The organism is Myxococcus sp. MISCRS1, from assembly GCF_026626605.1.
Taxonomy (GTDB): domain Bacteria; phylum Myxococcota; class Myxococcia; order Myxococcales; family Myxococcaceae; genus Myxococcus; species Myxococcus fulvus.
In genome coordinates, this window is sequence record NZ_JAPNKB010000001.1 from 5,073,661 (window position 1) to 5,097,804 (window position 24,144).

18 protein-coding genes are annotated in these 24,144 nt (G+C 72.0%); 9 read left to right on the plus strand and 9 right to left on the minus strand.

The annotated features are described in order from the left end of the window. Positions 1-22 precede the first annotated feature (22 nt). A complete protein-coding gene (locus OWM54_RS20050) occupies positions 23-304 on the minus strand; it encodes a rhodanese-like domain-containing protein (protein ID WP_141330090.1) in 282 nt (93 codons plus the stop codon). Positions 305-385: 81 nt separating this feature from the next. Then, on the minus strand, positions 386-1,870 hold the full coding sequence (locus OWM54_RS20055) for a DUF6891 domain-containing protein (RefSeq protein ID WP_267698518.1): 1,485 nt from the start codon (positions 1,868-1,870) through the stop codon (positions 386-388). Between the two features lie 178 nt (positions 1,871-2,048). Here OWM54_RS20055 and OWM54_RS20060 point away from each other — a divergent pair, with 178 nt between their 5' ends. Continuing rightward, entirely contained in the window at positions 2,049-2,564 is a 516-nt protein-coding gene (locus OWM54_RS20060; protein ID WP_141330071.1) for a GreA/GreB family elongation factor, read from the plus strand. Positions 2,565-2,663: 99 nt separating this feature from the next. Then, positions 2,664-5,195 (plus strand): sensor histidine kinase, encoded by a 2,532-nt coding sequence (locus OWM54_RS20065; RefSeq protein WP_267698519.1) that lies wholly within the window; start codon positions 2,664-2,666, stop codon positions 5,193-5,195. Between the two features lies 1 nt (position 5,196). Here the strand turns inward: OWM54_RS20065 and OWM54_RS20070 are convergent, their stop codons facing one another. Next, positions 5,197-6,876, minus strand: a complete 1,680-nt coding sequence (locus OWM54_RS20070) for a sensor histidine kinase (RefSeq protein WP_267698520.1) — start codon at positions 6,874-6,876, stop codon at positions 5,197-5,199. A gap of 290 nt (positions 6,877-7,166) precedes the next feature. On the opposite strand from OWM54_RS20070, the gene OWM54_RS20075 reads away from it, so the two are divergent. Together OWM54_RS20075 and OWM54_RS20080 are read left to right on the plus strand one after the other, a co-directional pair. Then, positions 7,167-10,022 (plus strand): PAS domain S-box protein, encoded by a 2,856-nt coding sequence (locus OWM54_RS20075; RefSeq protein ID WP_223782095.1) that lies wholly within the window; start codon positions 7,167-7,169, stop codon positions 10,020-10,022. 6 nt (positions 10,023-10,028) lie between these two features. Then, positions 10,029-10,685, plus strand: coding sequence for a hypothetical protein (locus OWM54_RS20080; protein ID WP_267698521.1), 657 nt, complete (start codon positions 10,029-10,031; stop codon positions 10,683-10,685). A gap of 4 nt (positions 10,686-10,689) precedes the next feature. On the opposite strand, the gene OWM54_RS20085 is transcribed toward OWM54_RS20080, so the two are convergent. From OWM54_RS20085 to OWM54_RS20095, 3 genes are all read right to left on the minus strand, one after another. Next, complete coding sequence (locus OWM54_RS20085; protein ID WP_223782093.1) at positions 10,690-11,334, minus strand: hypothetical protein; 645 nt, start codon at positions 11,332-11,334, stop codon at positions 10,690-10,692. A gap of 3 nt (positions 11,335-11,337) precedes the next feature. Continuing rightward, the gene (locus OWM54_RS20090) at positions 11,338-12,843 is read right to left on the minus strand and encodes a M91 family zinc metallopeptidase (protein WP_267698522.1); all 1,506 of its coding nucleotides are present in this window, start codon (positions 12,841-12,843) and stop codon (positions 11,338-11,340) included. A gap of 647 nt (positions 12,844-13,490) precedes the next feature. Beyond that, a complete protein-coding gene (locus tag OWM54_RS20095) occupies positions 13,491-15,011 on the minus strand; it encodes a M91 family zinc metallopeptidase (RefSeq protein ID WP_267698523.1) in 1,521 nt (506 codons plus the stop codon). Between the two features lie 363 nt (positions 15,012-15,374). Here OWM54_RS20095 and OWM54_RS20100 point away from each other — a divergent pair, with 363 nt between their 5' ends. Together OWM54_RS20100 and OWM54_RS20105 are read left to right on the plus strand one after the other, a co-directional pair. Further along, positions 15,375-16,814 (plus strand): vWA domain-containing protein, encoded by a 1,440-nt coding sequence (locus tag OWM54_RS20100; protein WP_267698524.1) that lies wholly within the window; start codon positions 15,375-15,377, stop codon positions 16,812-16,814. Between the two features lie 18 nt (positions 16,815-16,832). Further along, positions 16,833-17,972: a hypothetical protein gene (locus OWM54_RS20105; RefSeq protein ID WP_267698525.1), complete on the plus strand. Its 1,140-nt coding sequence runs from the start codon at positions 16,833-16,835 to the stop codon at positions 17,970-17,972. A gap of 9 nt (positions 17,973-17,981) precedes the next feature. Here OWM54_RS20105 and OWM54_RS20110 read toward each other — a convergent pair whose 3' ends face one another. Beyond that, positions 17,982-18,326: a hypothetical protein gene (locus OWM54_RS20110; RefSeq protein WP_267698526.1), complete on the minus strand. Its 345-nt coding sequence runs from the start codon at positions 18,324-18,326 to the stop codon at positions 17,982-17,984. A gap of 299 nt (positions 18,327-18,625) precedes the next feature. On the opposite strand from OWM54_RS20110, the gene OWM54_RS20115 reads away from it, so the two are divergent. After that, positions 18,626-19,420, plus strand: coding sequence for a sterol desaturase family protein (locus OWM54_RS20115; RefSeq protein ID WP_141330039.1), 795 nt, complete (start codon positions 18,626-18,628; stop codon positions 19,418-19,420). A 112-nt stretch (positions 19,421-19,532) separates the two neighbouring features. Here OWM54_RS20115 and OWM54_RS20120 read toward each other — a convergent pair whose 3' ends face one another. Together OWM54_RS20120 and OWM54_RS20125 are read right to left on the minus strand one after the other, a co-directional pair. Beyond that, entirely contained in the window at positions 19,533-20,204 is a 672-nt protein-coding gene (locus OWM54_RS20120) for a hypothetical protein (protein ID WP_141330041.1), read from the minus strand. A 64-nt stretch (positions 20,205-20,268) separates the two neighbouring features. Further along, on the minus strand, positions 20,269-21,204 hold the full coding sequence (locus OWM54_RS20125; RefSeq protein ID WP_267698527.1) for a hypothetical protein: 936 nt from the start codon (positions 21,202-21,204) through the stop codon (positions 20,269-20,271). A 403-nt stretch (positions 21,205-21,607) separates the two neighbouring features. Between OWM54_RS20125 and OWM54_RS20130 the strand changes: the two genes are divergently transcribed. Both OWM54_RS20130 and OWM54_RS20135 read left to right on the plus strand, forming a co-directional pair. Beyond that, positions 21,608-22,009 (plus strand): BlaI/MecI/CopY family transcriptional regulator, encoded by a 402-nt coding sequence (locus OWM54_RS20130; protein ID WP_141330045.1) that lies wholly within the window; start codon positions 21,608-21,610, stop codon positions 22,007-22,009. Beyond that, a complete protein-coding gene (locus OWM54_RS20135; RefSeq protein WP_267698528.1) occupies positions 22,006-24,006 on the plus strand; it encodes a M56 family metallopeptidase in 2,001 nt (666 codons plus the stop codon). The genes OWM54_RS20130 and OWM54_RS20135 overlap by 4 nt, the downstream gene beginning before the upstream one ends. The last annotated feature ends 138 nt before the right edge of the window (positions 24,007-24,144 follow it).

Sequence of the window (24,144 nt, forward strand, 5' to 3'; positions counted from 1 at the left end):
CAGGCCTCGCACGGCCCCGCGGTCACCAGTTGTTCACCGAGCGCAGGTCGAAGACGTCCGGGAAACCATTGGCGCGCAAAATTTGTGTGGCCACCGCGCTGCGGCCTCCGGCGGCGCAGTACACCACCACGGGGGTGCCGGGCGGGCCGACCTCCTTGACGCGCTGGGGCAGCTCCTGCACGGGGATGTTGCGAGCGGCCTCGGGGTGTCCCTGCTGGAACTCCTGAGGGGTGCGCACGTCCAGCAGCACCGCGCCATCGGCGACGAGCTGCCGGGCCTTCTGTGACAGTTCCTGGGGCGTCATGGGCGACAGCATGCCCTACTTGCCCGGGGCAGGGCTCGCTCGTCGCGCGGGTCCTGTTCCCTTCAAGGCACATCCCCCGGCTCAGAGCTCCACCGTCTCCTCGAAGCCGCCCGCCCTCACCGTGAGCGACTGGAGCGCGGGGAAGCGCTCGCGCGCCTGGGCCACCACCGTGGCGAGCGCGTCCTTCGCGGCCTCCTCCCGGTCGTAGCAAAGGGTGAGCTCGCGCAGGCTGTCCGAGCGCAGCTCGTGCACCTCCACGCCGTCCCCGGGGAAGAACTCGAACGCGCGCAGCCTGGGCAGGAACTCCACCAGCAGCGCCAGGATGCGGTTGCCTTCACCCAAGGACCACGTCTCGGTGGTGTCCACCCGCGCGCGCCGACGCCGCCAGACGAAGGCCGGCTTCAGGGTGATTCGGCTGCTGGCGTCGCCGCTCCACTCCGGCGTGAAGCCGTGCTCGCGCAGGACCTCGACGATGGTGCGCCCCACCGCCGCCGCGTCCTCGCTCACCTTCGCGTCCTCCGCCTCGGTGCGCTCGTCCTCGCGCGCGTCGTCCTCCGCGTCGTTGACGAGCCCATAGGCCAGGTGCAGCGGGTGGCCCTCCATCGCGGAGGCCGCGTCCTGCTGGTCGAAGAACACCGTGCCGACAATCGTCTCGCCCTGCTCCCGGCGCAGGTCCGCCAGCTCGCGTGACACCTCCCACCCGCCGCTCATCGTGGTGGACGCGGACATCTCCGCCACGAAGCCCCGCGCGCGCAGCACGTCGAACGCCGCCTCCAGCCGGTCCGCGGGGATGACGTCCGGCCAGGTCTTCTCCTCCTCCTCGGCGCGCGCCCGCACGTGCGCGCAGACCTGCTCCAACACCCGACGCCGCAGCCGGTCGTCGTCAATTTCATCCCAGTCCGGCATGCCCAGGTAGTCGAAGAGGCTGTTCAACGGGTGGTGGCCGTACTCGAACTGCTCGAGCACCGCCTCCACCACGCCCGGCACCCGCGCGGCCTCGTCCTCGGGCTCCGGGTCCCTCATCGCCTGGAATCCCAGCGCCCCCAGCTTCGCCGCCAGCGCCAGGGCCTGGGCCTCCAGCCCCAATCGCCGCGCGCATCCCGGCTCCGGGACATCCCCGCGCGTGGTCGCCAGCGTCTCGAGCTGGAAGCGCCACTCGCGCCTGTCGAAGGTGTGCACGCCCACCTCCAGATGGCCGTCCCCCCGCCACTCGACCACGGCGTCGTGCCCCGCGGGCTCCAGGACCTCCTGCGCCAGCGCGAGCACCCGCAGCTCCCACTGCTCCTGGTCCGACGGAGGACGCGGGGCGAGCGCCCTGAGCCGCTTCGCCAGCGCCTCGACCTCCTCGAGCAGGCCTTGCTGCTTCGCCCACAGCCGCAGGTGCACCTCGCCCAGCGTCGACGTCAGGGTGCGGAAGGCGACCTGTCCCGTGTCCGGGTCGACTTCGTCGACGTTGACGTAGCCCCGAGGCGGCGCGTGCCAGGTGGTGACGCCCAGCGAGAGCGCCTCGCCCAGCACCTCCCGGGCGACTTCGCGGATGTGCCCCCGCAGCTCCTCGTTCTCCATCTGTCGCGTCCTTCCCGGTGGGTGGGGGGCCGGCGCCGTGTACGGGCTTGCCACGAGGAAGAACGCCCAGGTGCACGGGATGTCGCATCGGCCCACACGGCGCGAGCCCGCGAGGGGGTGCCCGGTGGCGACGGAAAACTGGAGCCGGCGCCCAGGCGCGCTACAGTTCTGTGCCATCATGTCACTCGACAAGCAGGCACTGCTCCTCCAGCTCGCCGAGCGCCTCCAGCAGAGCGACCGGCTGGCCCACAGGGCCGAGGCCGAGGCTCGCGAGGCGGCCCGCAGCCTGGCCACCGAGTCGGAGAAGAAGGAGGACGGCCGCGCGGCGTTGGAGTTCGGCAGCCTGGCCACGGGGCAGGCCAACCGCGCCCGCCGGGTGCAGGAGGAGCTCCAGGCGCTGACGCACTTCGGCCAGGCCCCCATGCCGCGCTTCTCGCGCCAGGGCCCGGTGGGACTGGGCGCGCTGGTGGACGTCAGCACCGAGGACGAGGAGGGCTTCGCCGAGCGGACCTTCTTCGTGCTGCCCGTGGGCGCGGGCACGGAGCTGACGGGCCCCGGCGGCGACGGCTTCCTGTCCGTCATCACCCCCGCATCCCCGGTGGGCCGCGCGCTCATGGGCCGCAAGGCGGGAGACACCATCGAAGTGACGCTGGCGGGCGAGGTGCGCGAGTGGACGGTGCTCGAGGTCGCCTGACGCCGGGTGTCCCGCCCTGGTCGTCCGGGGTGTCAGGCCCCCGACGCTCGGCGAGGGAGCACTAGAACCATGGGCCCGGCCACGCCTGAATCCGGGAAGATGTCCCCACTCCCCACAGCGCTCACGCCCCAGGCGCCCGCCTCCGCCACCCTGCTGCCGCTGACCTGGCCCGCGGCGCTCATCGGCCTGCTGTTCGGCGTGCTGATGACGTACGTGCCCTACGAGTTCCGGGTGGCCGCGTTCCGGCCCCTGTACCCGTACGTGCGGCTGCTGGGCGTCGTGTACCTCACCGGCAGCATCGCCCTGATGGGCGCCCTGCTGTATCCGCGCGCGCCGCGCTGGCTGGACGTGGGCGGACGCCTGCTCCTGGGCGTGGCCATCGCGCTGTACTGGTGGGTGCTCAACGTGCTGCCCGGCAGCCTCACGGGCATCGTGCTGTACCCGCTGCTGTTCGTCGGGCTGCTCCTGGAGGGGATTCCCGCCCTGCGCCAGCGCGCCATGCTGCGGGGGCTCGCCGCCCTCACCGGCACCGCGTTCGGCGTGGCGCTGCTGTCCGTGCCGGAGCGCTTCCCGCTGTCCGTCTACGCGCACCTGGCCCCGCTGCGGCCGCTGGTGGGCCTGCTCTTCGCGGCGGGCGGCGTGGGGCTGCTCCTGCCCGCGCGCTGGCTGCACCCGCGCGTGCCCGCGCTGCTGATGGGCGTGCTCGCGGTGCCCTTCTCGCTGCTGGCGTACGCGCTGGCGCGGGGCGCGTCGTGGCTGGGCGCCAGCGTCTACACCGTGCTGGCGCTCGCGTGTGTCGCGCAGGCGGTGAACTGGCGGCCGCGCGCGCCGCGCACGGTGGGCTGGAAGCTCTTGCGCGGGCTGGCCTTCGCGGGCCTGGTGCCGCTGCTCGCGCTGGGGGGCCTGGCCGCGTACCTGGCGCAGAAGGCCATCGAGAAGCAGGTGCGCGACGACACGCGCTACGCGGCGGCGGGCGAGGCGGACTTCACCCGGCGCTACCTGGATGACTCGCGCGAATCGCTGTACCTGTTGCTGGAGTCACCGGGTTTCCGCGCCGCGCTCATGAGCGGGGAGCGCGAGTCCCTGCGGCCGTACCTCTCCAACCTCGCCGCGCGCGAGCGCACCTTCCACGCCGCGCTGGTGCTCGACGAGCGCGCGACGGTGCTGGCCACCTCCGAGGGCCTGGAGGGCTGGGGCTTCCAGATGCGGGAGCTGTTCCCCGAGGCGCCCGCGCCCGGGGAGCTGCCGCTGTCGCTGCCCTTCACCCGCCCGCCCGACAAGCCGCTCGTGGCCGTGGCCCTGCCCTTCCAGCTCGACCTCCACGGCGCGCGCCGGGGCCTGCTCGTGGGGCTGCTCTCGCTGGAGCGGCTGAGCGAGGCCGCCACGCCCGCGTCGCGCCGCTTCCGCGTGCAGGTGCTGGACCGGCGCGGACAGAAGATCCTCCGGGACACCGCGCCGGGCGCCCAGCTCTTGGGCTCCGCGCACCTGCCGGAGGCGCTGCAGGAGGAGCTGGCGCGGCCCGGTGGCGGCGTGCTGGAGGCGTTCGACGCGGCGGACCGGCGCGTGCTCGCGGCCGAGGCGCCCGTGGAGGGCTCGCCCTGGAGCGTCGTGGTGACGCAGGAGCTGGGCGTGGCGTACGCGGCGATTACGCGCATGAGCGCGGCCGTGGTGGGGCTGGTGCTGATGGGCGTGTTGCTGGCCCTGGCGCTCTCGCAGCTCGTCGCGCGCGACGTCATCCGCCGGCTGGGCACGCTGCGCGAGGCCACCGCCGCCCTGGCCGCCGGCGACCTCACCCGCCGCGTGGAGGTGGAGGAGGACGACGAGCTGGGAGAGCTGGCGCGCGGCTTCAACGAGATGGCGGACCGCACCGGCGCCACGCAGGAGGAGCTGAAGGAAGCGGTGCGCGCGCGCGAGGAGTTCCTCAGCGTGGCGAGCCACGAGCTGCGCACGCCCCTCACGCCGCTCAAGGGCTTCGCGGCCCTGACGCTCCAGCGGCTGGAGAAGAGCGGCGACTTCCCGGAGCGCGAGCGGCTGCTCAAGGCGCTGCGCTCCATGGCGCGGCAGACGGAGCGGCTGGCCCGGCTGGTGGATGACCTGCTCGACACCGCGCGCATCCAGGGCGGACGCTTCGAGCTGGAGCGCCAGCGCGTGGACCTGCTGCCCGTGCTGCGCGAGGTGATGGAGCGCTTCGAGCTGCGCGGCGAGGGCGGCGTCACCTTCGAGCTGCGCGTGCCCGAGCACCCCGTGGAGGGCGACTGGGACGCGCCCCGGCTGGACCAGGTGCTCACCAATCTGGTGAGCAACGCCGTGCGCTACTCGCCCCAGGGGGGCCTGGTCCGCGTGACGCTGGAGGAGGCGCCCGACAGCATCCACGTGCACGTGAAGGACGAGGGCATCGGCATCCCCCCGGAGAGCCTGGCGGGGCTGTTCCGTCCCTTCGCGCGCGCTTCCAACGCCACCGCGCGCCACTACGGCGGCCTGGGCCTGGGCCTGTTCATCTGCCGCGAAATCGTGGAGCGCCACGGCGGCACCATCTGGGCGGAGAGCCCGGGGCCACAGCAGGGCAGCGCGTTCCACGTCCGGCTGCCGCGCAACGTCGCGCCGCCCGCCGTGTCCGACGCGGCCGCGTGACTCAGGGCCCAGGCTCGGGCGCGCCCGGCACGGACAGCCACTCGTCCGGGATGTCGCCCCGGGGCAGCTCCAGCACGAAGGTGGAGCCCTGCCCCAGCGCGCTCGTGGCCCTCACCGTGCCGCCGAACGCCTCCACAATCTGCCGGGTGATGTAGAGGCCCAGCCCCAGGCCGCCGTAGTGCCGGTCACTCACCGCGCGCTCGAAGCGCTCGAAGATGCGCGGCAGGTCCTGCGCGGAGATGCCGATGCCGCCGTCCTCCACGGTGAGGCGCGCGGTGCGCCCGTCCGCCTCCACCGTGAGGCGCACGGGCTGGCCCGCGCCGTACTTCAGCGCGTTGGACAGCAGGTTCGTGACGACCTGCTCCAGCCGCAGCCGGTCCCACCGCCCCAGCACCGGCACCGGCGCGTGCATCTCCAGCGAGCAGTGGAGCTGGGCCGCGGACGGCGCGAAGCGGTAGAGGATTTCCGCCGCCACGCTCGCCAGGTCCATCTCCTCCAGCTCCAGCTTCAGCCGGCCGGCGGTGATGCGCGACACGTCCAACAAGTTGTCGACCAGGCTGGTCAGCTTGCGCACCTGGCGCTGCACCACGTCCAGCGTCTCGGAGACGCGCTCGGCGGACACGGGCTTGCCGTGGGCGGCCAGCACGTCCACCTGCTTCTGGAGCAGCTGAACCTTGAGGTGCAGCGGCGTCAGCGGCGTCTTCAGCTCGTGGCTGGCGATGCCCAGGAACTCGTCGCGAAGCCGCACCGCCTCGCGCGCCTCGCGCAACAGCCGCGCGTTGTCCAGGGACAGCGCCGCCCGGCGCGCCAGCTCCTCCGCCACCCGCTCCTCCTCGTCACCGAAGGCGGGCGCGCCCTCCGAGCGGAACAGCGCCAGGGCGCCGATGACGCGTCCGCGCGCCACCAACGGCACGCCCAGGTAGCGCGTCACCCCGAGGAGCGCGAACAGCCGCGCGTGCTCGGAGTCCCGGGTGAGGGCCTCCACGTGCGCGTCCGACAGCTCGGCCACCCGCTCGGTGCGCCCGGTGAGGAACAGGGCCGGCAGCCCGCGCGGGTCCAGCGGGTCCGGCGGGTAGCGCCGCAGCATGTCCACCAGCAGGACGTGGCGCTCCGGCTCCGCGTGCACCGCCGCCGCCGCGCGCACCGCCTCGCCGCCGGCCCCCAGGAAGAACACACCCGCGTCCGCCAACGTGGGCACGAGCAGCCGCAAGAGCGGCTCCACCCGCTCCTCGTTCTCCAGCTCCGCGGCCAGGAGCGCGCCCGCCTCCGCGAGCAGCCGCGCCGCGCGCATCGCGTCCAACCGCGGCTCCTCCATCACCTCCCGCGCGCGCAGCAGCACGCCGGCCGGCTTCGCGCCGGGCTCCTGCCCCACCGGGAACACGCTCCCCTCGAGCACCACCCGCGTGCCGTCCGGACGGCGCAGGCCCCAGCGCTCGTCGCGCACCCCCTCGCCCGCGAGCGCCCGGGACAGCGGTGACACCGCGGGCACCCCACCACCCTGGTCCAGCCGAACCCAGACGCAGCCTGGAAGATTGCCGTGAGGCTCGATTCTCTCGGGCGGGGGAATCCGAAAGCGCGACCCGGCTTCGGAGTTGAAGGCGAGCACGCGGCCCGTCGCATCCATCAGCAGCATGGCCTCGCCCGCCTGCTCCACGAGCAGGCGCAGCGCCGCATCGCTCAACCGGGCTTCTGCCCGTTCCGCGAGCGCCTGATGAATCAAAGAAAGCTGGGCGCGGCCAGAGGACATGAGTTCAGGGACTTTCCGCTCGTGGCATGGTGGCATCCCCACCCGCCTGAAGGAAGACAACTCCCCGCCCTCGCACAACATCCAACGGCACGCGGTCCGAATCCCTGCCCCGGGGTCAGGCCAGCCCCCTTGCTTGGACTGCAGGAAATCCTGAATCGTTGGATAGTTGCACATCGTCCGGACTCCTCGTCCGGATGAGCGCCGTCCACTTCTCGAGCCTCAACATGCAGACGCCGCCCCCCAGGCCAGACTGGACTCCACACGAGCGACGCTACCGGCTCGTCATCGACAGCCTGAAGGAGGTGGTGTTCCAGACGGACGTGCAGGGCCGGTGGACGTTCCTCAACCGCGCGTGGACGGAAATCACCGGCCACGCGGTGGACGTGTCGCTGGGCAAGTCGTTCCTCGACTTCGTGGACCCGGAGGACCACGCGCCCTGTCGGGAGAACCTGCGCCGGCTGATGACGCGCGAGGTGGAGCACGTGCGCATCGAGGTGCGCTACCTGACGCGCGATGGAGGCTTCCGCTGGGTGGAGGTCTTCGGCCGGGTGATGGTGGGCGAGGACGGCGAGCTGGTGGGCACGTCCGGCACGCTCAACGACATCACCGAGCGCAAGGCGTCGGACGGGGCGCTGGCGCGGCGTGAGCGCTACCTCACGGCGCTGGTGGAGATGCAGCAGCGGCTGCTCGCGGTGCGCGATGGCGGAGACCTGTACGGCTCCGTGCTGTCGTCGCTGGGGCTCGCCGCGGGGGCCAGCCGCGTCTACGTCTTCGACCTGCACCCGGGCCCATCCGGTGAGCGGATGTGCAGCCAGCGCGCGGAGTGGTGCGCGCCGGGCGTGCACGCGGAAATCGACAACCCGGACCTGCAGAACGTGCCCATGGTGCCCGTGCTGGAGCGCTGGGAGACGACGCTGTCGCGGGGCGATGTCATCGAGGGCCTGGTGGCGAGCTTCCCCGAGGTGGAGCGGGCGCTGCTGGACCCGCAGGGCATCCTCTCCATCCTGGTGCTGCCCCTGCGCGTGCAGGGGGCGCTGACGGGCTTCGTGGGCTTCGACAACTGCTCGGAGGCGCGGCGGTGGGACCGGCTGGAGGTGGACCTGCTGTCCGCCGCGGCGGGCGCCATCTCCGTCGCGCTGGAGCGGCGCGAGTCGGAGCGCGCGCTGCGTGAGCGTGAGCGACGCTTCCGTCAGCTCGCGGAGAACGCGTCGGACGTGCTGTACCTGTACCGGCGCGAGGCGCCCCGGGGCTTCGTCTACGTCAGCCGGGTGGCGCACGCGAAGCTGGGCTACGGGCCGGTGGCGCACTACGGCGACGCGGACCTGTGGTACCGGCGCGTGCACCCGGAGGACCGCGCCGCGCTGGAGCAGCTGCTCGAGGCGCCGCGCGCGTCGGCGGGGGCGCCGGTGACGGTGCGCTACCTGCACCCGGACGGCCGCATGCTGTGGCTGGAGCACGTGGTGGTGCCGGTGACGGACGCCATGGGCCGCATGGTGGCGGTGGAGGGCCTGGCGCGCGACATCACCGAGCGCCGGCAGGCGGAGGAGGCGCTGCGGCTGTCCGAGGCGAGCTTCCGCGCGCTGTTGGAGGGCGTGCCGGACGCGGCGGCCATCGAGCGGGACGGGCACATCGTCTACGCGAACGCGGCGCTGGTGGGCACGCTGGGCTTCGAGCGGGCCGAGCAGCTCGTGGGCCGTCAGCTCTCCGAGTTCGTCAAGGACATGCGCGGCGTGGAGGCGGTGCGCGCGGGCGCGCTCACGGGCGAGCGGCGGCTGGTGCGGCGCGACGGGCGCACGCGCGTGGCGGAGGTCGTCTCGCTGCCCCTGCGCTTCGACGGACAGCCCGCGGTGGTGTCCATCGCGCGCGACGTGACGGAGCAGCGGCAGTTGCAGGCGCGGCTGACGCTCGCGGACCGGCTGGCGTCGGTGGGCACGCTGGCGGCGGGCATCGCGCACGAAATCAACAACCCGCTGGCCTTCGTGCTGTCCAACCTGAGCTTCCTGTCGGACGAGTTCCGCCGCAACCTGCCCCCGGGTGACGGCGCCGCGGCGCTGCAGGCCCGGCTGCGCGGCGAGCCGGACCTGGCCGAGTGGGGCGAGGTGCTGCACGAGGCCTGCGAGGGCGCGGAGCGGGTGCGGCAGATTGTGCGCCAGCTGAAGACGTTCTCCCGTCCGGACGAGGAGCGCGTGTCGCCGCTGGACGTGCACACGGTGCTGGAGTCGGTGGCGATGATGGCGGCGAATGAAATCCGCCACCGCGCGCAGCTGAAGCGGGAGTACGGCGACATCCCCTCGGTGATGGCGAACGAGGGCAAGCTGAGCCAGGTGTTCCTCAACCTGGTGGTGAACGCCGCGCAGGCCATCCCCGAGGGCTCCGCGCACCGGCACGAAATCCGGCTGGCGACGCGGCGGGACGGGCTGTCGCGCGTGGTGGTGGAGGTGCAGGACACGGGTGTGGGAATCGCCCGCGAGGTCATCGACCGCATCTTCGACCCGTTCTTCACCACCAAGCCCGTGGGCGTGGGCACGGGGCTGGGCCTGTCCATCTGTCACAGCATCGTCCACGGGCTGGGCGGTGAAATCACCGTGGAGAGCGAGCCGGGCCGGGGCACCACCTTCCGCGTCGTGCTGCCCACCACGGAGCCGGAGGCGCGCGCGGTGGCCACGTCGCCGGAGCCCTCGGGCGCGCCGGTGGGTCCGCCGAGGGGACGCGTGCTGGTGGTGGACGACGAGCCCGCCGTGGGCCGCGTGCTTCAGCGCATCCTGCGCGGCCACGAGGTGGAGGTGGCGTGCAGCGGGCGACAGGCGCTGGAGCTGCTCGAGCAGGGGCTGAAGCCGGACGCGGTGCTGTGCGACGTGATGATGCCGGACCTGACGGGGCGCGACGTGTACGAGCTGGTGCGGCGCGCGCACGCGGGCCTGGAGGGGCGCTTCGTCTTCGTGTCCGGCGGCGCCTTCACCACGGGTGCCCGCGAGTTCCTGGCGAGCATCCCCAATCTCCTCCTGGAGAAGCCCTTCGACGAGGGGCGCGTGCGGCGCGTGGTGGATGACCTGGTCCGCCTGCGACCTCCGGAGGCCTGACGCCGCGTGTGGACCGATGAGGAGCTGCGAGAGCTGGAGACATGCGCCGCGCGGCTGCTCGCACAGGTGCGCGAGTCGGACGGGTTCGAGCAGGTGAGCGCGCAGGTGGCCGAGGCCCAGGCCGTGGACGCGGGGCTCGTCGCGGTGATGACGGCGGGGCTGGTGAAGAGCTTCGGGATGTACCGCGAGCCTCGCTACCTGCGGCAGGAGGCGTACGTCTGGGAGGCGCTGGACGGCGTGCGCCGCGCCCGCGTCCGGCCGCTGTCGGGCCTGTTGCTTTACTGGGCGGGCGGCGACGTGAGCCCCTACGTGCCCCAGGAGGTGTGGGGCCAGGGGCTCGTCGAGCACCACTACGAAGAGACCGCGACGGAGAACGCGCTGGACTCCAGCGCGACCAACTTCGACACCTGCGGCGGCTTCGGGCTGGGCTCGGTGGGCGATGCGCTGCTGGAGCTGGCCGAGGACCGCGGGCTTCGCGCGCTGGAGGTGTTCGCTCCGCTCGAGAAGCTGCTGGTGGTGCGCTCACTCCAGTGCGCGCGTGAGGCGGTGCGGAAGGCCGTGGAGTCGGAGGCCTTCCGCGCGCTGCCTCGTGAGGCGTCGTTCCAGGTGCTGGCCATGCCGGGACACGACGCGCCGGCGTGCCTGCTATGGCGCACGCCCTGACGGACTACTTCACGCCGTCGAGCGACAGCGGCCCGCTGTCCAGCAGGCGCTGACGCGTCACCACCTGGCCATACTCGGCGGTGCGGAAGGTGCGCCCGCCCGCTTCCGTCGTGCCGTGCAGCCGCACCTCGGAGGCGTCCGGCAGGTAGCCCACGCGCAGGCGCAGCTCGCGCACGGCGGACAGCTCCAGCGTGGTCTCCGTGCCCTGGGGATAGGGCAGCGACGTGCGCAGCGGCAGGGGCACCACCAGACGCGAGGACACGGTGGCGCCGGGCGCCAGGGCGCTGACGGTGGGGACCTCGGGCGCCTCCACGTCGAGGTTCTCCGGCACGGGCACCAGCGCGCGCAGCAGCACGGCGCCGTCACCGGAGAGCTCCACGTACGCGCGCTCGGGGGCGAGGCCGACGTAGCCCGTGGGCCCCCACTCCGGCAGGCCGTCCACGAGCAGCACCTCGCGCGGCGAGCCGTTGTGCACCGCGTACGAGACGGCGAGCCCCTCGGGCCCGCTCGACACCGACTCCACCTTCAGCTCCACCACGTCCGCCTGGGCCACGCTTCCTCCCGCATTCACCGGGCGCTCCGCCCGCGTGCAGCCGACGATTATGGCCAGCGCCATGCCGAGGGCGCCAGCCTGGAGCAGGGTCCGCATGGACTAGTAGCGCGGGCGGGTGGGCAGGTTCAGCTCGTCGCGCAGGACGTTCTCACCCGGGCGGCCCGGCTGCACCACGTCCGGTGTGGCCGGGTTCTGGTCCAGGTCGATGGGCAGGCCCACCGCGGACGTCTCGCGGTTGTTGACGCCGTTCTTCTCGCCGCGCGCCAGCGTGCCATTGGCGTAGTCGGACGCGTGCACCAGCTCGTGGAACAGGGCCACGATGGGAGGACGGGTCATCCACTCCTCGCCGCCGAGCGAGGTGCGCGTGGTGTTGTAGTTCACCGTGCCGTCGGTGCCCTTGCCCGGCGTGCCGTCCGTGTTGAACCAGGCATCATCGCGGTTGGCGGGAGACGCGGAGTTGCCGCTGGTGGTCTCCTTGATGGTCGTCGAGTGGCCGCTGTCGTCCAGCGTGCGCAGCAGGTCCTGGCCCGAGGGCAGCGAGCGCATCGCGTCCAGGTCCGACTGCGTGCGCGCCTGGAAGTCCGCGCTGCCCTCCACCGTCACGGAGCGGCCGCGCTGGCTCGCGTCCGTCATGTCGACGATGGTCCGCTCGCTCGCGGCGCCGTCGGTGGTCTCGCTCTCCTCGACGTAGAGCTTGTCGTCGCCGGCATCGCCGCTGACGGTGTCCGCGCCCTCGCCGCCGGCCACCGCGTCGTTGCCTTCACCGCCGCTCAGCCGGTCATTGCCACGGCCGCCGATGACCTGGTCATCGCCCGCGCCGCCCGTGGCCGTGTCGTCACCCGCGCCACCGTCGATGTAGTCGCGGCCCTCGCCGCCGTTGAGCAAGTCGTTGCCGTCCAGGCCGTAGAGCACATCGCGGCCCGCACCGCCCTGCACCAGGTCGTCGCCCGCGCCACCCTCCACGTAGTCGTCGCCGTCGTCACCCGACACCGAGTCGTTGCCCGTGCCGCCGATGATGGTGTCGTTGCCAGCGCCGCCGCGGATGGTGTCGTGACCCGCGCCGCCCTTCAGCGTGTCGTTGCCGTCGCCGCCGTCCAGGGTGACGTCGACGGTGACGTTCGGGTCCACCGTGATGGTGTCATTGCCGGCGCCGCCGTTGATGATGGCGTTCTTCGACTGCTCCGGCGACAGCGTCACCGTGTCCGAGCCGGACTTGATGACCAGCCCGCCGCTCTTGTTCATCGTCACCGTCGCGGTGTTGTTCCCCGCGCCCAGGTCCACCACCGTCTGGCCGTTCGCGTTCGTGCTCACCTGCGGCGCCGTGGCCGAACCCGCGGCCTGCTTCACCTTCTCCGCGATCTTCGCGATGGCCTTGCCCAGTCCACCACCAGGGCCAGGAGGGGGCGCGCCCTCGAAGTCGCTGCCACCGGTGCGGGACGGGGTGCTCGCGCGCGTCGGGGCCGCGTCGAAGCCGTCACGCATCCGCTGGTCCACCGCCGTCTTCACCACGTTGGGGCGCTGGGCCGGCTGCTTCGCCGTCTCCTGCTTCGGCTCGGGCTTCACGTACGAGGTGCTGCGCGAACCGGTCTTCCCAATCGTGGACATGCGGCTTCTCCCTGAGGCGGCCCGTGCCTGTGAGGCGGACCAACGCCGAACTCCTTGATTATCGGGACCTCAGGACGCCGGTTGCTTCGAGGCTCGGGACAGGGAGCGGATCACTCGTTCCATGGGGGGCGCGGGACCGAGTCGCTGGCGCGCGACGCGTCCGCGTCGCACAAAGAGCCTGTTGTTCCAGGGGGTTGGCGGAGGGGAGTGCGAATCAACCCAGCACACGCCCCCCTGCCTCACGTCGACGCGGCGCCAGAGAGGCGAGTGCTCGAGCAGAGCCCCCTCGTGGAGCAGGCGCATCCCTGCGCGCAGCCCTGAATCGGCGTCGACACGGCCCCTGAGGCGAGTGCGCGAGCGGAGCGCGCCCTCAACCAGGAGCAGGCAAGTCCCTGCGCGCAGCCCTGAATCCATGTCGATGCGGCGCTGGAAGCGCGTGCCCAAGCAGAGCCCTAACGTGGAGCCGGCGCATCCTGCGCGCGGCCCGGAATCCACGTCGACACCACGCTGGAGGCGCGCCCAAGCAGAGCCCTAACGTGGAGCTGGCGCATCCTGCGCGCGGCCCTGAATCCACGTCGGCACCACGCCGAAGGCGGGGCGCCCTCGGAGGCCCCCGCCATCATCGGCGGCTCACATCGAAACGCGGCTTAGTAGTGCGGACGGGTGGGCAGGTTCAGCTCGTCGCGCAGGACGTTCTCACCCGGGCGGCCCGGCTGCACCACGTCCGGCGTGGCCGGGTTCTGGTCCAGGTCGATGGGCAGCCCCACCGCCGAGGTCTCCAGGTTGCGCACGCCGTCCTTCGAGCCGTTCGCCAGCGTGCCGTTCGCGATGTCGGACGCGTGCACCAGCTCGTGGAACAGACCGACGATCGGGGGACGGTTCATCCACTCGTCGCCACCGAGCGAGATGCGCGTGGTGTTGTAGTTCACCGACGCATCCGAGCCCTTGCCCGGCGTGCCGTCCGCGTTGAAGAAGCCATCGTTGAAGTTGGTACCCGACGCCGTGTTGCCACCGGACGTCTCGCGAATCGTCGTCGAGCGGCCGCTCTTGTCCAGCGTGCCCAGCAGCTCCTGACCCGACGGCAGCGAGCGCATCGCGTCCAGGTCCGACTGCACGCGCGCCTGGAACTCCGGCGAGCCCTCCACCTTCACCGAGCTGCCGCGCTGGTCCGCGTCCGTCATGTCGACGATGGTCCGCTCGCCCTCGGCCGCGTCCGCCGTCTCCTCGCCCTCCTCGACGTAGAGCTTGTCGTCGCCGGCGTTGCCACTGACGGTGTCCTTGCCCGCGCCGCCCGCCACCGCGTCGTTGCCCTCGCCACCCGACAGGGTGTCGTCGCCGCGGCCGCCGATGACCTGGTCATCGCCCGCGCCGCCCGTGGCCGTGTCATCGCCCGCGCCCGCGTCGATGTAGTCGCGGCCCTCGCCGCCGTTGAGCAAGTCGTTGCCGTCCAGGCCGTAGAGCACATCGCGGCCCGCGCCACCCTGCACCAGGTCGTCGCCCGCGCCACCCTCCACGTAGTCGTCGCCGTCGTCACCGGACACCGAGTCGTTGCCCGTGCCGCCGATGATGGTGTCGTTGCCAGCGCCACCGCGGATGGTGTCGTGACCCGCGCCACCCGTCAGCTTGTCGTTGCCCTCGCCACCGTCCAGCGTCACGTCCACCGTGACGTTCTTGTCCACGGTGATGGAGTCATTGCCCGCGCCGCCGTTGATGATGGCGTTCCGCGACTGCTCCGGCGACAGCGTCACCGTGTCCGAGCCGGACTTGATGACCAGCCCGCCGCTCTTGTTCATCGTCACCGTCGCGGTGTTGTTCCCCGCGCCCAGGTCCACCACCGTCTGACCGTTCGCGTTCGTGCTCACCTGCGGCGCCGTGGCCGAACCCGCGGCCTGCTTCACCTTCTCCGCGATCTTCGCGATGGCCTTGCCCAGCCCACCACCAGGGCTCGGCGGAGCGTTCTCCGTGGTGCGCGTCTCGGTGAGCACCTGCGGCCGGGACGCCGAGCCCGCGCGAGCCGGGGCCGCGTCGAAGCCGTCCTTCATCCGCTGGTCCACCGCCGTCTTCACCGCGTTGCGCTGCGCCTGGGCCGGCTGCTTCGCCGTCTCCGCCTTCGGCTCGGGCTTCACATAGGTGGGGGTGCGCGAACCCGTCTTGCCAATCGTGGACATGTCTTCCTCTCCTGGCGGGCGCGCTCCCAGTGCGGTCCCGACCCTCTGAAGTCGCGGTCGGAGAAGCTCCGACCTTCCCGATTATCGGAATCCCCGGAGAGCAGTTGCTTCGATTCTTGGTTCTCGGGAAGAAATGATGATCCGCCCCATCCTCCCCGAGCGACACCTCGGGGTCCGGATCCGCCGACTCCGGGAACCCAGCGGGGCGGTGAGGTGTCCAGCGACCCGGAATGCCTCGCGCCGCAATGTCTGACGTCTGGGTTATCGGTCATCGGGGGGACCCTCCTCCCGGTGACCGATGCGGTCCGGGGGGCGGACGGGCGAGTGTCCCTCCCGCCAAAGCCACACACCCCGAGGAACCGCATGAACCGCACCCTGCTGCTGCTGTCCGCCGCCGGATTGCTCGCCCTGGGCGCGCTCTCGCTGGGCAAGCCTCCGCCGCCGCCCGCGCCTCCTGCCCCGCCCGTCACCGACACCAGCCACACCGTGGCCCAGCCCGACGAGCCCCCCGCCACCACCCTGCTGCCGCACGTCATGTCCCTGCCGGATGACGGCGCCCTCGTCCTCTCCGGCAAGCTGTCCGGCAGCTACATCCAGACGGGCCCCAGCGAGGCCTTCGCGTGGCTGGAGGTCAAGGCCCGCCCCAACCCCACCGCCGCCCGCCGCGTCCCCGTCAACCTGGCCCTCGTCGTGGACCGCTCCGGCTCCATGAGCGGCCAGAAGCTCGCCGACGCCAGGAGCGCCGCCGTGGAGCTGGTGCGCCGCCTCACCGCCGAGGACCGGCTGGCCCTCATCCACTACGGCACCGACGTGAAGGTCCTCCCCAGCCGCCCCGTCACCGAGGCCGTCCGCCAGGAGCTGCTCTCCGCCATCGCCAACATCCGCGATGACGGCTCCACCAACATCAGCGGCGGTCTGACCGAGGCCGCCGTCGCCCTGCGCCCCCACCTGCGCGAGTACCGCGTCAGCCGCGCCATCCTCCTGAGCGACGGCCAGCCCACCACCGGCATCGTCACCGAGCCGGAGCTGTTCCACCTGACGCGCCAGCTGCGCGATGAGGGCATCACCGTCAGCGCGCTCGGCGTGGGCGAGGACTACCAGGCCTCCCTCATGCGCGGCATGGCCGAGCAGGGCGGCGGCTTCTCCGGCTTCATCGAGGACTCGGCCCGGCTGGCGGAGGTCTTCTCCCGCGAGCTGGACCAGGCCACCAGCACCGTCGCCCGTCAGGTGGAGCTGCGCCTGGAGCTGCCCCCCGTCGCCCGCGACGCGCAGGTGCTCGGCCTGCCCTCCACCCGCGAGGGCACCACCCTCAAGGTGCCGCTGTACGACCTGGCTGGCGAGCAGTCCATCCGCGTCGTCGTGAAGCTGACGCTCAACACCCAGGCCACGTCCGACGCGCTCCCGCTGCTCCAGGCCAGCGTGCGCTACATGGACGTCTCCCGCGACATGCGCGCCGAGACGAAGCTGGCCCTGTCCGCCGTCGTCACCCAGGACGCCTCGCTGGTGCGCGCCAACCTGGACCGGGAGGTGCGCGTGCACGCCGTGCGAGCGTTGGGAACCCAGCAGATGCGCGCCGCCGCGGAGGAGATGAAGCGCGGCAACCGCGGCGCCGCCATGGGTCTGTTGGGCAACGCCCGGAAGCTTTTCGGCTCGTCCGCGGACGCGCTCTCGGGGGAGCTTGCGGAGCTGGACCAGACCCAGGCAGCCTATGAGGGGGCATCGAGTGACGACGAGGTCCGCCGCGAGTCGCTGAAGCTCTACAAGAAGACCATGAAGAACTTCGGCGAGAACAACGCCTACTAGTCAGGACGGTGCAGCCCCATGGCCCTCTCCCTGCAGATCCTCCACCGCGAGGAGTTCGAGTCCCGCACCCTGCGCGCGCTGGGGGGTGGAGCGTGCATGGGCATCTTCGCCGCGCTCGCGCTGCGCCTGTGGGCCCCCTTCGAGCCCGTCGTCCGGCTCACCCTGGAGCCGGGCTACTTCGCGGTGCTCGGCGCGGCGCTCGCCGCCGCCCGGACGGCCAAGGGTGGCGGCTGGGGGCTGCGCGCGGCCCTCACCGTGCTCCCCGTCTTCCCCTTCCTCTTCTCCGCTCCGTGGCCCCTGGCCCAGAGCGTGGCGGGCTGCATCGCCGCCGCGCTGGTGACGTGGCTGGGCCATGGCCGCGAACAGCCCGGCGCCCCCGTCCCCGTCGCCCTGAGCGCCGCCGCCGCGGGTGTGCTCACCCCGGTGGGCCTGTACGTGCAGCAGGTGCTGGATGCCCACTTCCTCGGGAACACCGCGCTCGTCTCGCTGGTGGTGGGCTACGCCTGCGTGGCGCTCTTCTGGAGCACCGGCACGCTGATGTCGCACCTGGTGCTGCACACCGACGCCGTCGAGGCGCGGGGCAAGACGCTGCAGGGCACGCTCTCGGGTGAAGCCCAGGAGCTGACCACGCGCGCGCTCGGGCTGTATCAGCAGTGCAAGAGCTCCGCGCTGCGCCTGCCCGCGAGCCCCGGCCGCCAGGAGCTGCTCGGCGTGGTGGAGAAGATGGCCGCGGAGAGCTTCTCGCTCGCGGAGGCCCACGCGGGCCTCACCGCGCAGCTCGACTCCGTGGTGGCCCATGACGTGGACGCGCAGGTGAAGGAGCTTCGCGCCCGCGCCGCCGCCACCCAGGACACCGTGGCGCGACGCCAGCTGGAGCTCGCCGCGTCCTCGCTGGGCGAGGAGCTCAACCACCTGGATGCCCTGGGTCGCAAGCAGGAGCGGCTGCTCGCCCAGCTCCACGCCCAGGTGGCGCTGCTGGAGCGCGCCCGCGTGTCCTTCGTCGGCGCGCAGGGCCACGAGCTGGGCACCAAGGGGGAGCAGGCCGCGCAGCTGGCGCGCAGGCTCAAGGGCCTGGGCGAGGAGTCCGCCACGCCGCCCGCCCCCGTGGACGACGCCGCGCGCCCCGCCACCAGCGCGGCCACGCGGCTCAACAGCTAGGCGCCGCCTTCAGGAAGCCTGGCTCTTCTTCTTGCGCGCCGCCGTCCGGCGCTGCTTGGGCTTCTGCTGCTGCGCCCGCGCCCGGAAGCTGCCGGGCGGCGCGTGCAGTTCGTCCGCGATGCGACGTTCGATGGCCTCGCGAGTGTCGCGTGCCACCAGGAGCGCCGCCTCGATTTCCTCGCGCACCCGCGCCGCCTGCTCCTCGGCCGCCGCGCGGTACTCCGAGGTGGGCCGACGTAGGGCGAGCGAGCCCCGGTCCTCCCCTTCCATCGGCTGGGTGCGCCGCGTCGTCACCGCGGCCTGTCCCCGAGCCCTGCTCCCTCGCGCCTTGTCTTCCCCAGCCTTTTCCGCCATGAGGGCCTCCCCGCGCTGATCCCTTGCGTCGAACATGGGCTGCGCGCTTCCCGCCGGGAAGTCCACCGGCCGACTCGGCCCCCACCCGGGCGGGAGGGCAGGCGTCCCACCGGGGGGACGCACAGCAGCGGTGCTTCTCTTGGGCCGCAGAAAAACGTAAAAGCCGGCCGGATGATTGTGGCGCGAGCGCGCCCGGGCCCTGCTACTCACAGCGGCGCCGCATGCCCCAGGCCGGCGGGCATGGCGCGGCCCACCTGCTCCACTGCCCCCAAGGGCAGCGTCCACCTGCGAGGCATACCGTGGCGGTCAGCGCACCCTTTTCGTTCTTGAAGAACCGGAAGCACAACCTCGACCGGATGACGCTGGGCGACCTGGTCTATTCGTTCTTCACCTACTACGCCGTGCTGGCCTACATCACCGTGGGCATCGTCAGCCTGGTGTACGCGGTGAAGTGGTTCGAGAGCCCCGTGCGCACGCTGCTCTCCATGGCGGCCGCGAGCGTGGTGTTCCCGCTCGGCTGGTTCCTGGTGCACAAGCACATCCTGCACAGCCGCTTCCTCTACAAGTCGCCCCTCACCGCGGCCACGTGGAAGCGCATCCACTTCGACCACCACCAGGACCCCAATGACTTGCGCGTGCTGTTCGGCGCGCTGGCCAACGTGCTGCCCACGGTGGGCGGGGTGATGGCGCCCTTGGGCTACCTCATCGGCGGCAAGGCGGGCGCGGCGGCGGCGCTGGGCTGGGGCATGGTGATTACGTGCTTCTATGAGTTCTGCCACTGCATCCAGCACCTGAACTACACGCCGAAGCTGGGCTTCCTGAAGGACATCAAGCGCCTGCACCTGTCGCATCACTTCCACAACGAGCAGGGCAACTACGGCATCACCAACTACTTCTGGGACCGGCTCTTCGGCACCTACTACGCCAAGGCGGGGGATTTGCCCAAGAGCCCCACCGTCTTCAACCTGGGCTACACCGCCGAGGAGGCCCAGCGCTATCCGTGGGTGGACCGGCTGTCCAACGGCACGCGCGGGGACGGACACCCCAAGCGCTTCTGGCAGGGCAAGGACGGCCAGGGCACCCAGCCCGAGTAGTCCCCGAGCACGGCGACGGGCGGGACCCCACGAGGAGGACCCGCCCGTGGTCAGGGCTCACCGAAGGGCGCCGCGCCGCCGCCCTCCGGGAGCCTCGCCCCTACCGTGTCGGCTAGAACTTCACCGCGCCGGAGGGCAGCAGCAGCGTGCTGGTCTCCACCAGGCCGTTGGAGCCCGACACGGAGGTGTCCACGATGGAGCGCGACACATCCAGGTGGAGCACCGCGCGGCCACGCGTCCTCAGGTCGGACACCTTCGCCTCGAAGGTGATGGGCGCCACGCGGGCGTCGAGCTGCGAGGCCTGCGCGGAGTGACGGGCGAAGTCACCCATGGCGTTGAAGAACACGGTGACCTGCACCTTGTCGACGCCGGGAGGCACCGTGAAGCGCGCGGCCAGCGGCGCGTGGATGGGGTCGGCGATCTCCAGCAGGTTCGACACCACCTGCACGTTCACCGGCTTGCCCTCGGCGGTGATGGTGACGTCGGAGATGGGCACCTTCAGCGAGGTGAAGTCCATCAGGCTCTCGCCCTTCAGGCGCAGCTCGAAGCTCTGCGTGGAGGGCGTGCCGGGGTCCTCGCCACCGGGCGTGGGGCCCGGGTCCTCACCGCCGGGCGTGGGGCCCGGGTCCTCGCCACCGGGCGTGGGGCCGGGGTCCTCGCCGCCGGGGACGGGCGTCTCCACGCCGGGGTCTTCATTGCCAGGAACCTGGCGGGAATCATCCCCGCCGCAGGCGGAGAACAGCAGGGCCGAGGCCCACAGGGTCGACATCAGGAACTTCTTCATGACTTGATACCTCAAAGACTTTCAGTGATTCGGATGTGTCTGGAATGGATTGGGACGCCGACGCTCACGGCAGGGGCGGGATGCAGAACAGCCCCGTGGGAATGGTCGGGTCGATGCCCAGCGCCTCCGCGGCCTCCGGCGTCGAGGGACCGGGGTCGAACCCGCCCGGGAACGGCGCCGTGGTGCAGGAGTTGTTGTAGGTGCTCAGCTGCGTGGTGAGGCTGGTCAGGTCCGCGCAGTTGACCGTACCCAGCGCGGTGAGGATGAGCTCGAGCAGGTTGGCTGGGACGGTGACGCCACCGAACACACGCTGGTTGCACGTGGCGACGAACAGCTCACGCCCGGCCAGGAAGCGGATGCGGTCCAGCTGGCTGCGCGGCAGGTTGGTGATGGGGTAGCGGTCCGGGTTGCCCCAGAGGATGCCCTCGGCGCCCGCCAGGCCGATGACGATGCCGATGCTGCCCAGCGGAATGGGCCCGCCAGCGAGGCACTGCTGCACCGCGGGGATGTGGTTGCGCCAGAAGTCCAGCCCACGCGTCGCGTTCTCGCACACCTCGCCCGAAGGGTCTCCGCAGGTGACGCGCGCGGTGCACAGCGAGCTGCCCAGGTCGAAGCCCGCGGTGAACGTGTTGTCGATGTTGTTGTCCGGCAGGCCGTCCAGCAGCGCCAGCGCCCGGCACTCCTCGACAGTGTCCAGGGTGACGCTGAAGTTCGACGTCACCGACGCGCCCACCGGAATCACCACCGGCGGCGGCGGATTGAAGACGAACCCCTCACCCGCCAGCAACGGGTCCGTGGCCGTCAACAGGATGGACGGCAACGTCGGATGCACGTTGTTGACCTGGAAGCTGAAGTTCGCGGTGAACGGATACGTCGTCGCCTGCACCGACGCCTGACCGTTCACCAGCTTGGTGCACGTCAAATCGTGCGCCTGGGCCACTCCAGAGAACCCCACCACCGCGGCACAAGCCGCCCCCATCCAACTGCTCAACGCCTTCATGTGTCTGCCTCGTCTTTGCTTCGCGGCTCGAGCCCCGATGACCCGCGCCGGGCAGACCCTTTTTCACCGGATGTGCCACGCGCCCGACCTGTCAGGTCGCATCCACGGCAACGCACCCACCTCCCCCCAGTCCGACCTGCCTGGACCCGGGGGAAGCTTGCGTGGCCCTCGCGCTTCCCTCCGTGGGCAGAAATCTTCCCACTCGGAAAAACGGATTCTTCTCCTCGTGGGTAAAACCTGGGAGCAGGCAGGCGTCCCGCTGGGGAAGCTACGGCCCTTGCGCTGATGTCACCCACACCTCGGGAGTGAATCCCACCCCACGGGCGGCATCTACGAAGACCTTCGTTGACATCTACGAATCCGTTCGTATGATGGCCTCGTGGATGTTCGAAGCGAGGGAGTCATGAGCGAGGCGGTGCTGCCGCGCCCCACGGATGGCGAGCTGGCCATCCTGCGGGTGCTGTGGGAGCGAGGAGACAGCACGGTGCGGGAGGTCCATGAGGTCCTCTCGCGGCGCGAGCCAGGGGACGCGGGCCCGGGCTACACGACGGTGCTGAAGCTGATGCAGATCATGACGGACAAGGGCCTGGTGGAGCGCGACGAGACGCAGCGCGCGCACGTCTACCGGGCGAAGGCGACCGAGCAGCGCACGCAGCGGCAGCTGGTGACGGACCTGGTGGAGCGCGCCTTCGGTGGCTCTCCGGCGCGGCTGGCCATGCAGGCGTTGTCCTCGCGCAAGACGAGCCCCCAGGAGCTGGCGCAGCTGCGTCAGTTGCTCGATTCCCTGGAAGGAGCGGACGAATGAGCAGCCTGGTGATGGAGTCGCTGGGGTGGGCGCTGGTGCACTCGCTCTGGCAGGGCGCGCTGGTGGCGGTGGGGCTGGCGGCGGCGCTGTTGACGGTGGGCCGTCACGCGGCGAACGCGCGTTATGCCCTGGCGTGCGGCGCGCTGGTGCTGGCCGTGGCGCTGCCGGTGGCCACGGGCGTGCGGCACGCCACGCGGGCCCGGGCCGAGCAGTCCGCGACCTGGCGAGGCGAGGCGGCCCCGGCGTTCCAGGCGGCGCGGGCGCAGGTGATGGAGCGCGTGTCGCGGGCGCTCCGGGCCGACAGCCGGCCCGCGCTCGAGGCCGCGCGCGACCGGGGCTTCGACTGGCGTGAGGCGACGCCGGCCACGGCGCTGGCGTGGCTCTGGGAGCGCGCGAGCAAGGCCGCCCCCACGCTCTTGCGCTGGCTGGTGTTCGCGTGGGTGGCGGGCGTGGGGCTCAGCTCCGGACGGCTGACGGCGGAGTGGGTGCGGCTGCACCAGCTGGCGCGCCGCGCGCTGCCCGCGCCCCGGGAGTGGCAGGAGCGGCTGGACGCGCTGTCGGGCCGGCTGGGCCTGAAGCGCGCGGTGCGGCTGCTCCAGTCGGTGGAGGTGGACGTGCCCTCCACGGTGGGCTGGCTGTCGCCGGTGGTGCTGCTGCCCGTGTCCACGCTGTCCGGACTGCCCGCGCGGCAGCTGGAGATGGTGCTGGCGCATGAGCTGGCCCACATCCGCCGGCATGACTTCGCGGTGAACCTGGCGCAGGTGGTGGTGGAGACGCTGTTCTTCTACCACCCGGCCGTGCGGTGGATGTCCAACGTCATCCGCGTGGAGCGCGAGCACTGCTGCGACGACGTGGCCGTGGGCGCGAGCCCCAACCCGGTCTCCTACGCCCGCGCCCTCACCGCGCTGGAGACGCTGCGCGTGATGCCCGCCGTCGAAAGCCACGCCATGTCCGCCCTGGGCGGCTCGCTGCCCGAGCGCGTTCGCCGCCTCGTGTCCCCGCCCGCGTCGCGCTGCTCCTCTCGCTGGGTGGCGGGGGCCTCCGTGCTCACGCTCGTCAGCGGCCTCGCCGTCGCCGCGCCGCTGGCCTCGCTGGTGATGGCCCAGACGCCTCCGCGCACCCTCGCCATGCTCCCCGCGCCTCCCGCGCCTCCCGCTCCCGCCGCGCCTCTCGCGCCCCCCTTCCCCGCGATGGACGTGAAGGTGGACTTCGCGCCGAAGGTGAAGCTCGCGGCCGCGCCGCAGGTGAAGGTGGACTTCGAGCGAGAGGACGACGTCGACGGGAGCACCCGGGTGGGCGCGGGGCAGCCGCTCTCCGTGGACCAGCTGGTGGCGCTGAAGGTCGCCGGCGTCACGCCGGAGCGGGTGAAGGAGCTGCGCGGGATGGGCCTCGAGCCCACCGTGTCCAACCTGGTGGGCATGGGCCACGCGGGCGTCACCCCCGAGTTCGTGAAGCGGATGAACGAGGTCTTCGGCCGCAAGCTGGAGGCGGGCATGTTGGTGGAGCTGCGCCACCTGGGCGTCACGCCGGAGTACGTCGCGGCGCTCTCGGGCGCGGGCTTCGAGACGAAGAACCCGCGCGACGTGATGGACGCGCGCGCCGTGGGCGTGAGTGAGCAGTACGTCCAGGGCTTGAAGGAGGCGGGCTACTCGGGCCTGCCGCTCCAGCAGGTCATCGAGCTGCGCGCGGTGGGCGTGGACCCGGGCTTCATCAGCGCGCTGGGCAAGTCGGGGCTGACGAAGCTGACGGCGGACCAGCTCCAGGAGCTGCGCGCGGTGGGCGTCAACCCGGCGTGGCTGGAGCAGATGCGCTCGGCGGGCGTGGACACGAAGGACCCGCGGGTCCTCACCGAGCTGCGCGCGGTGGGCGTCAACCCGGACTTCCTGCGCGAGCTGAACGCCGCGGGACTGAAGAACCTCACGCCCGAGGAGCTGGTGCGCCTGCGCACCGGCGGCGTGGACGCCGAGTTCATCCGGCGCATGCGCGACACGAAGTAACACCTGTCACACCGTCACGCCGAGGTCGGAGGGCTTTCTCCCTCCGGCCTCCGGACACCCCACCGCTCATCACCGCCTTCCCACGGCGGCGTGCCCCACCCGAGGGGCGCGCGCCGGACGGGAGGGCTCCATCCTCGA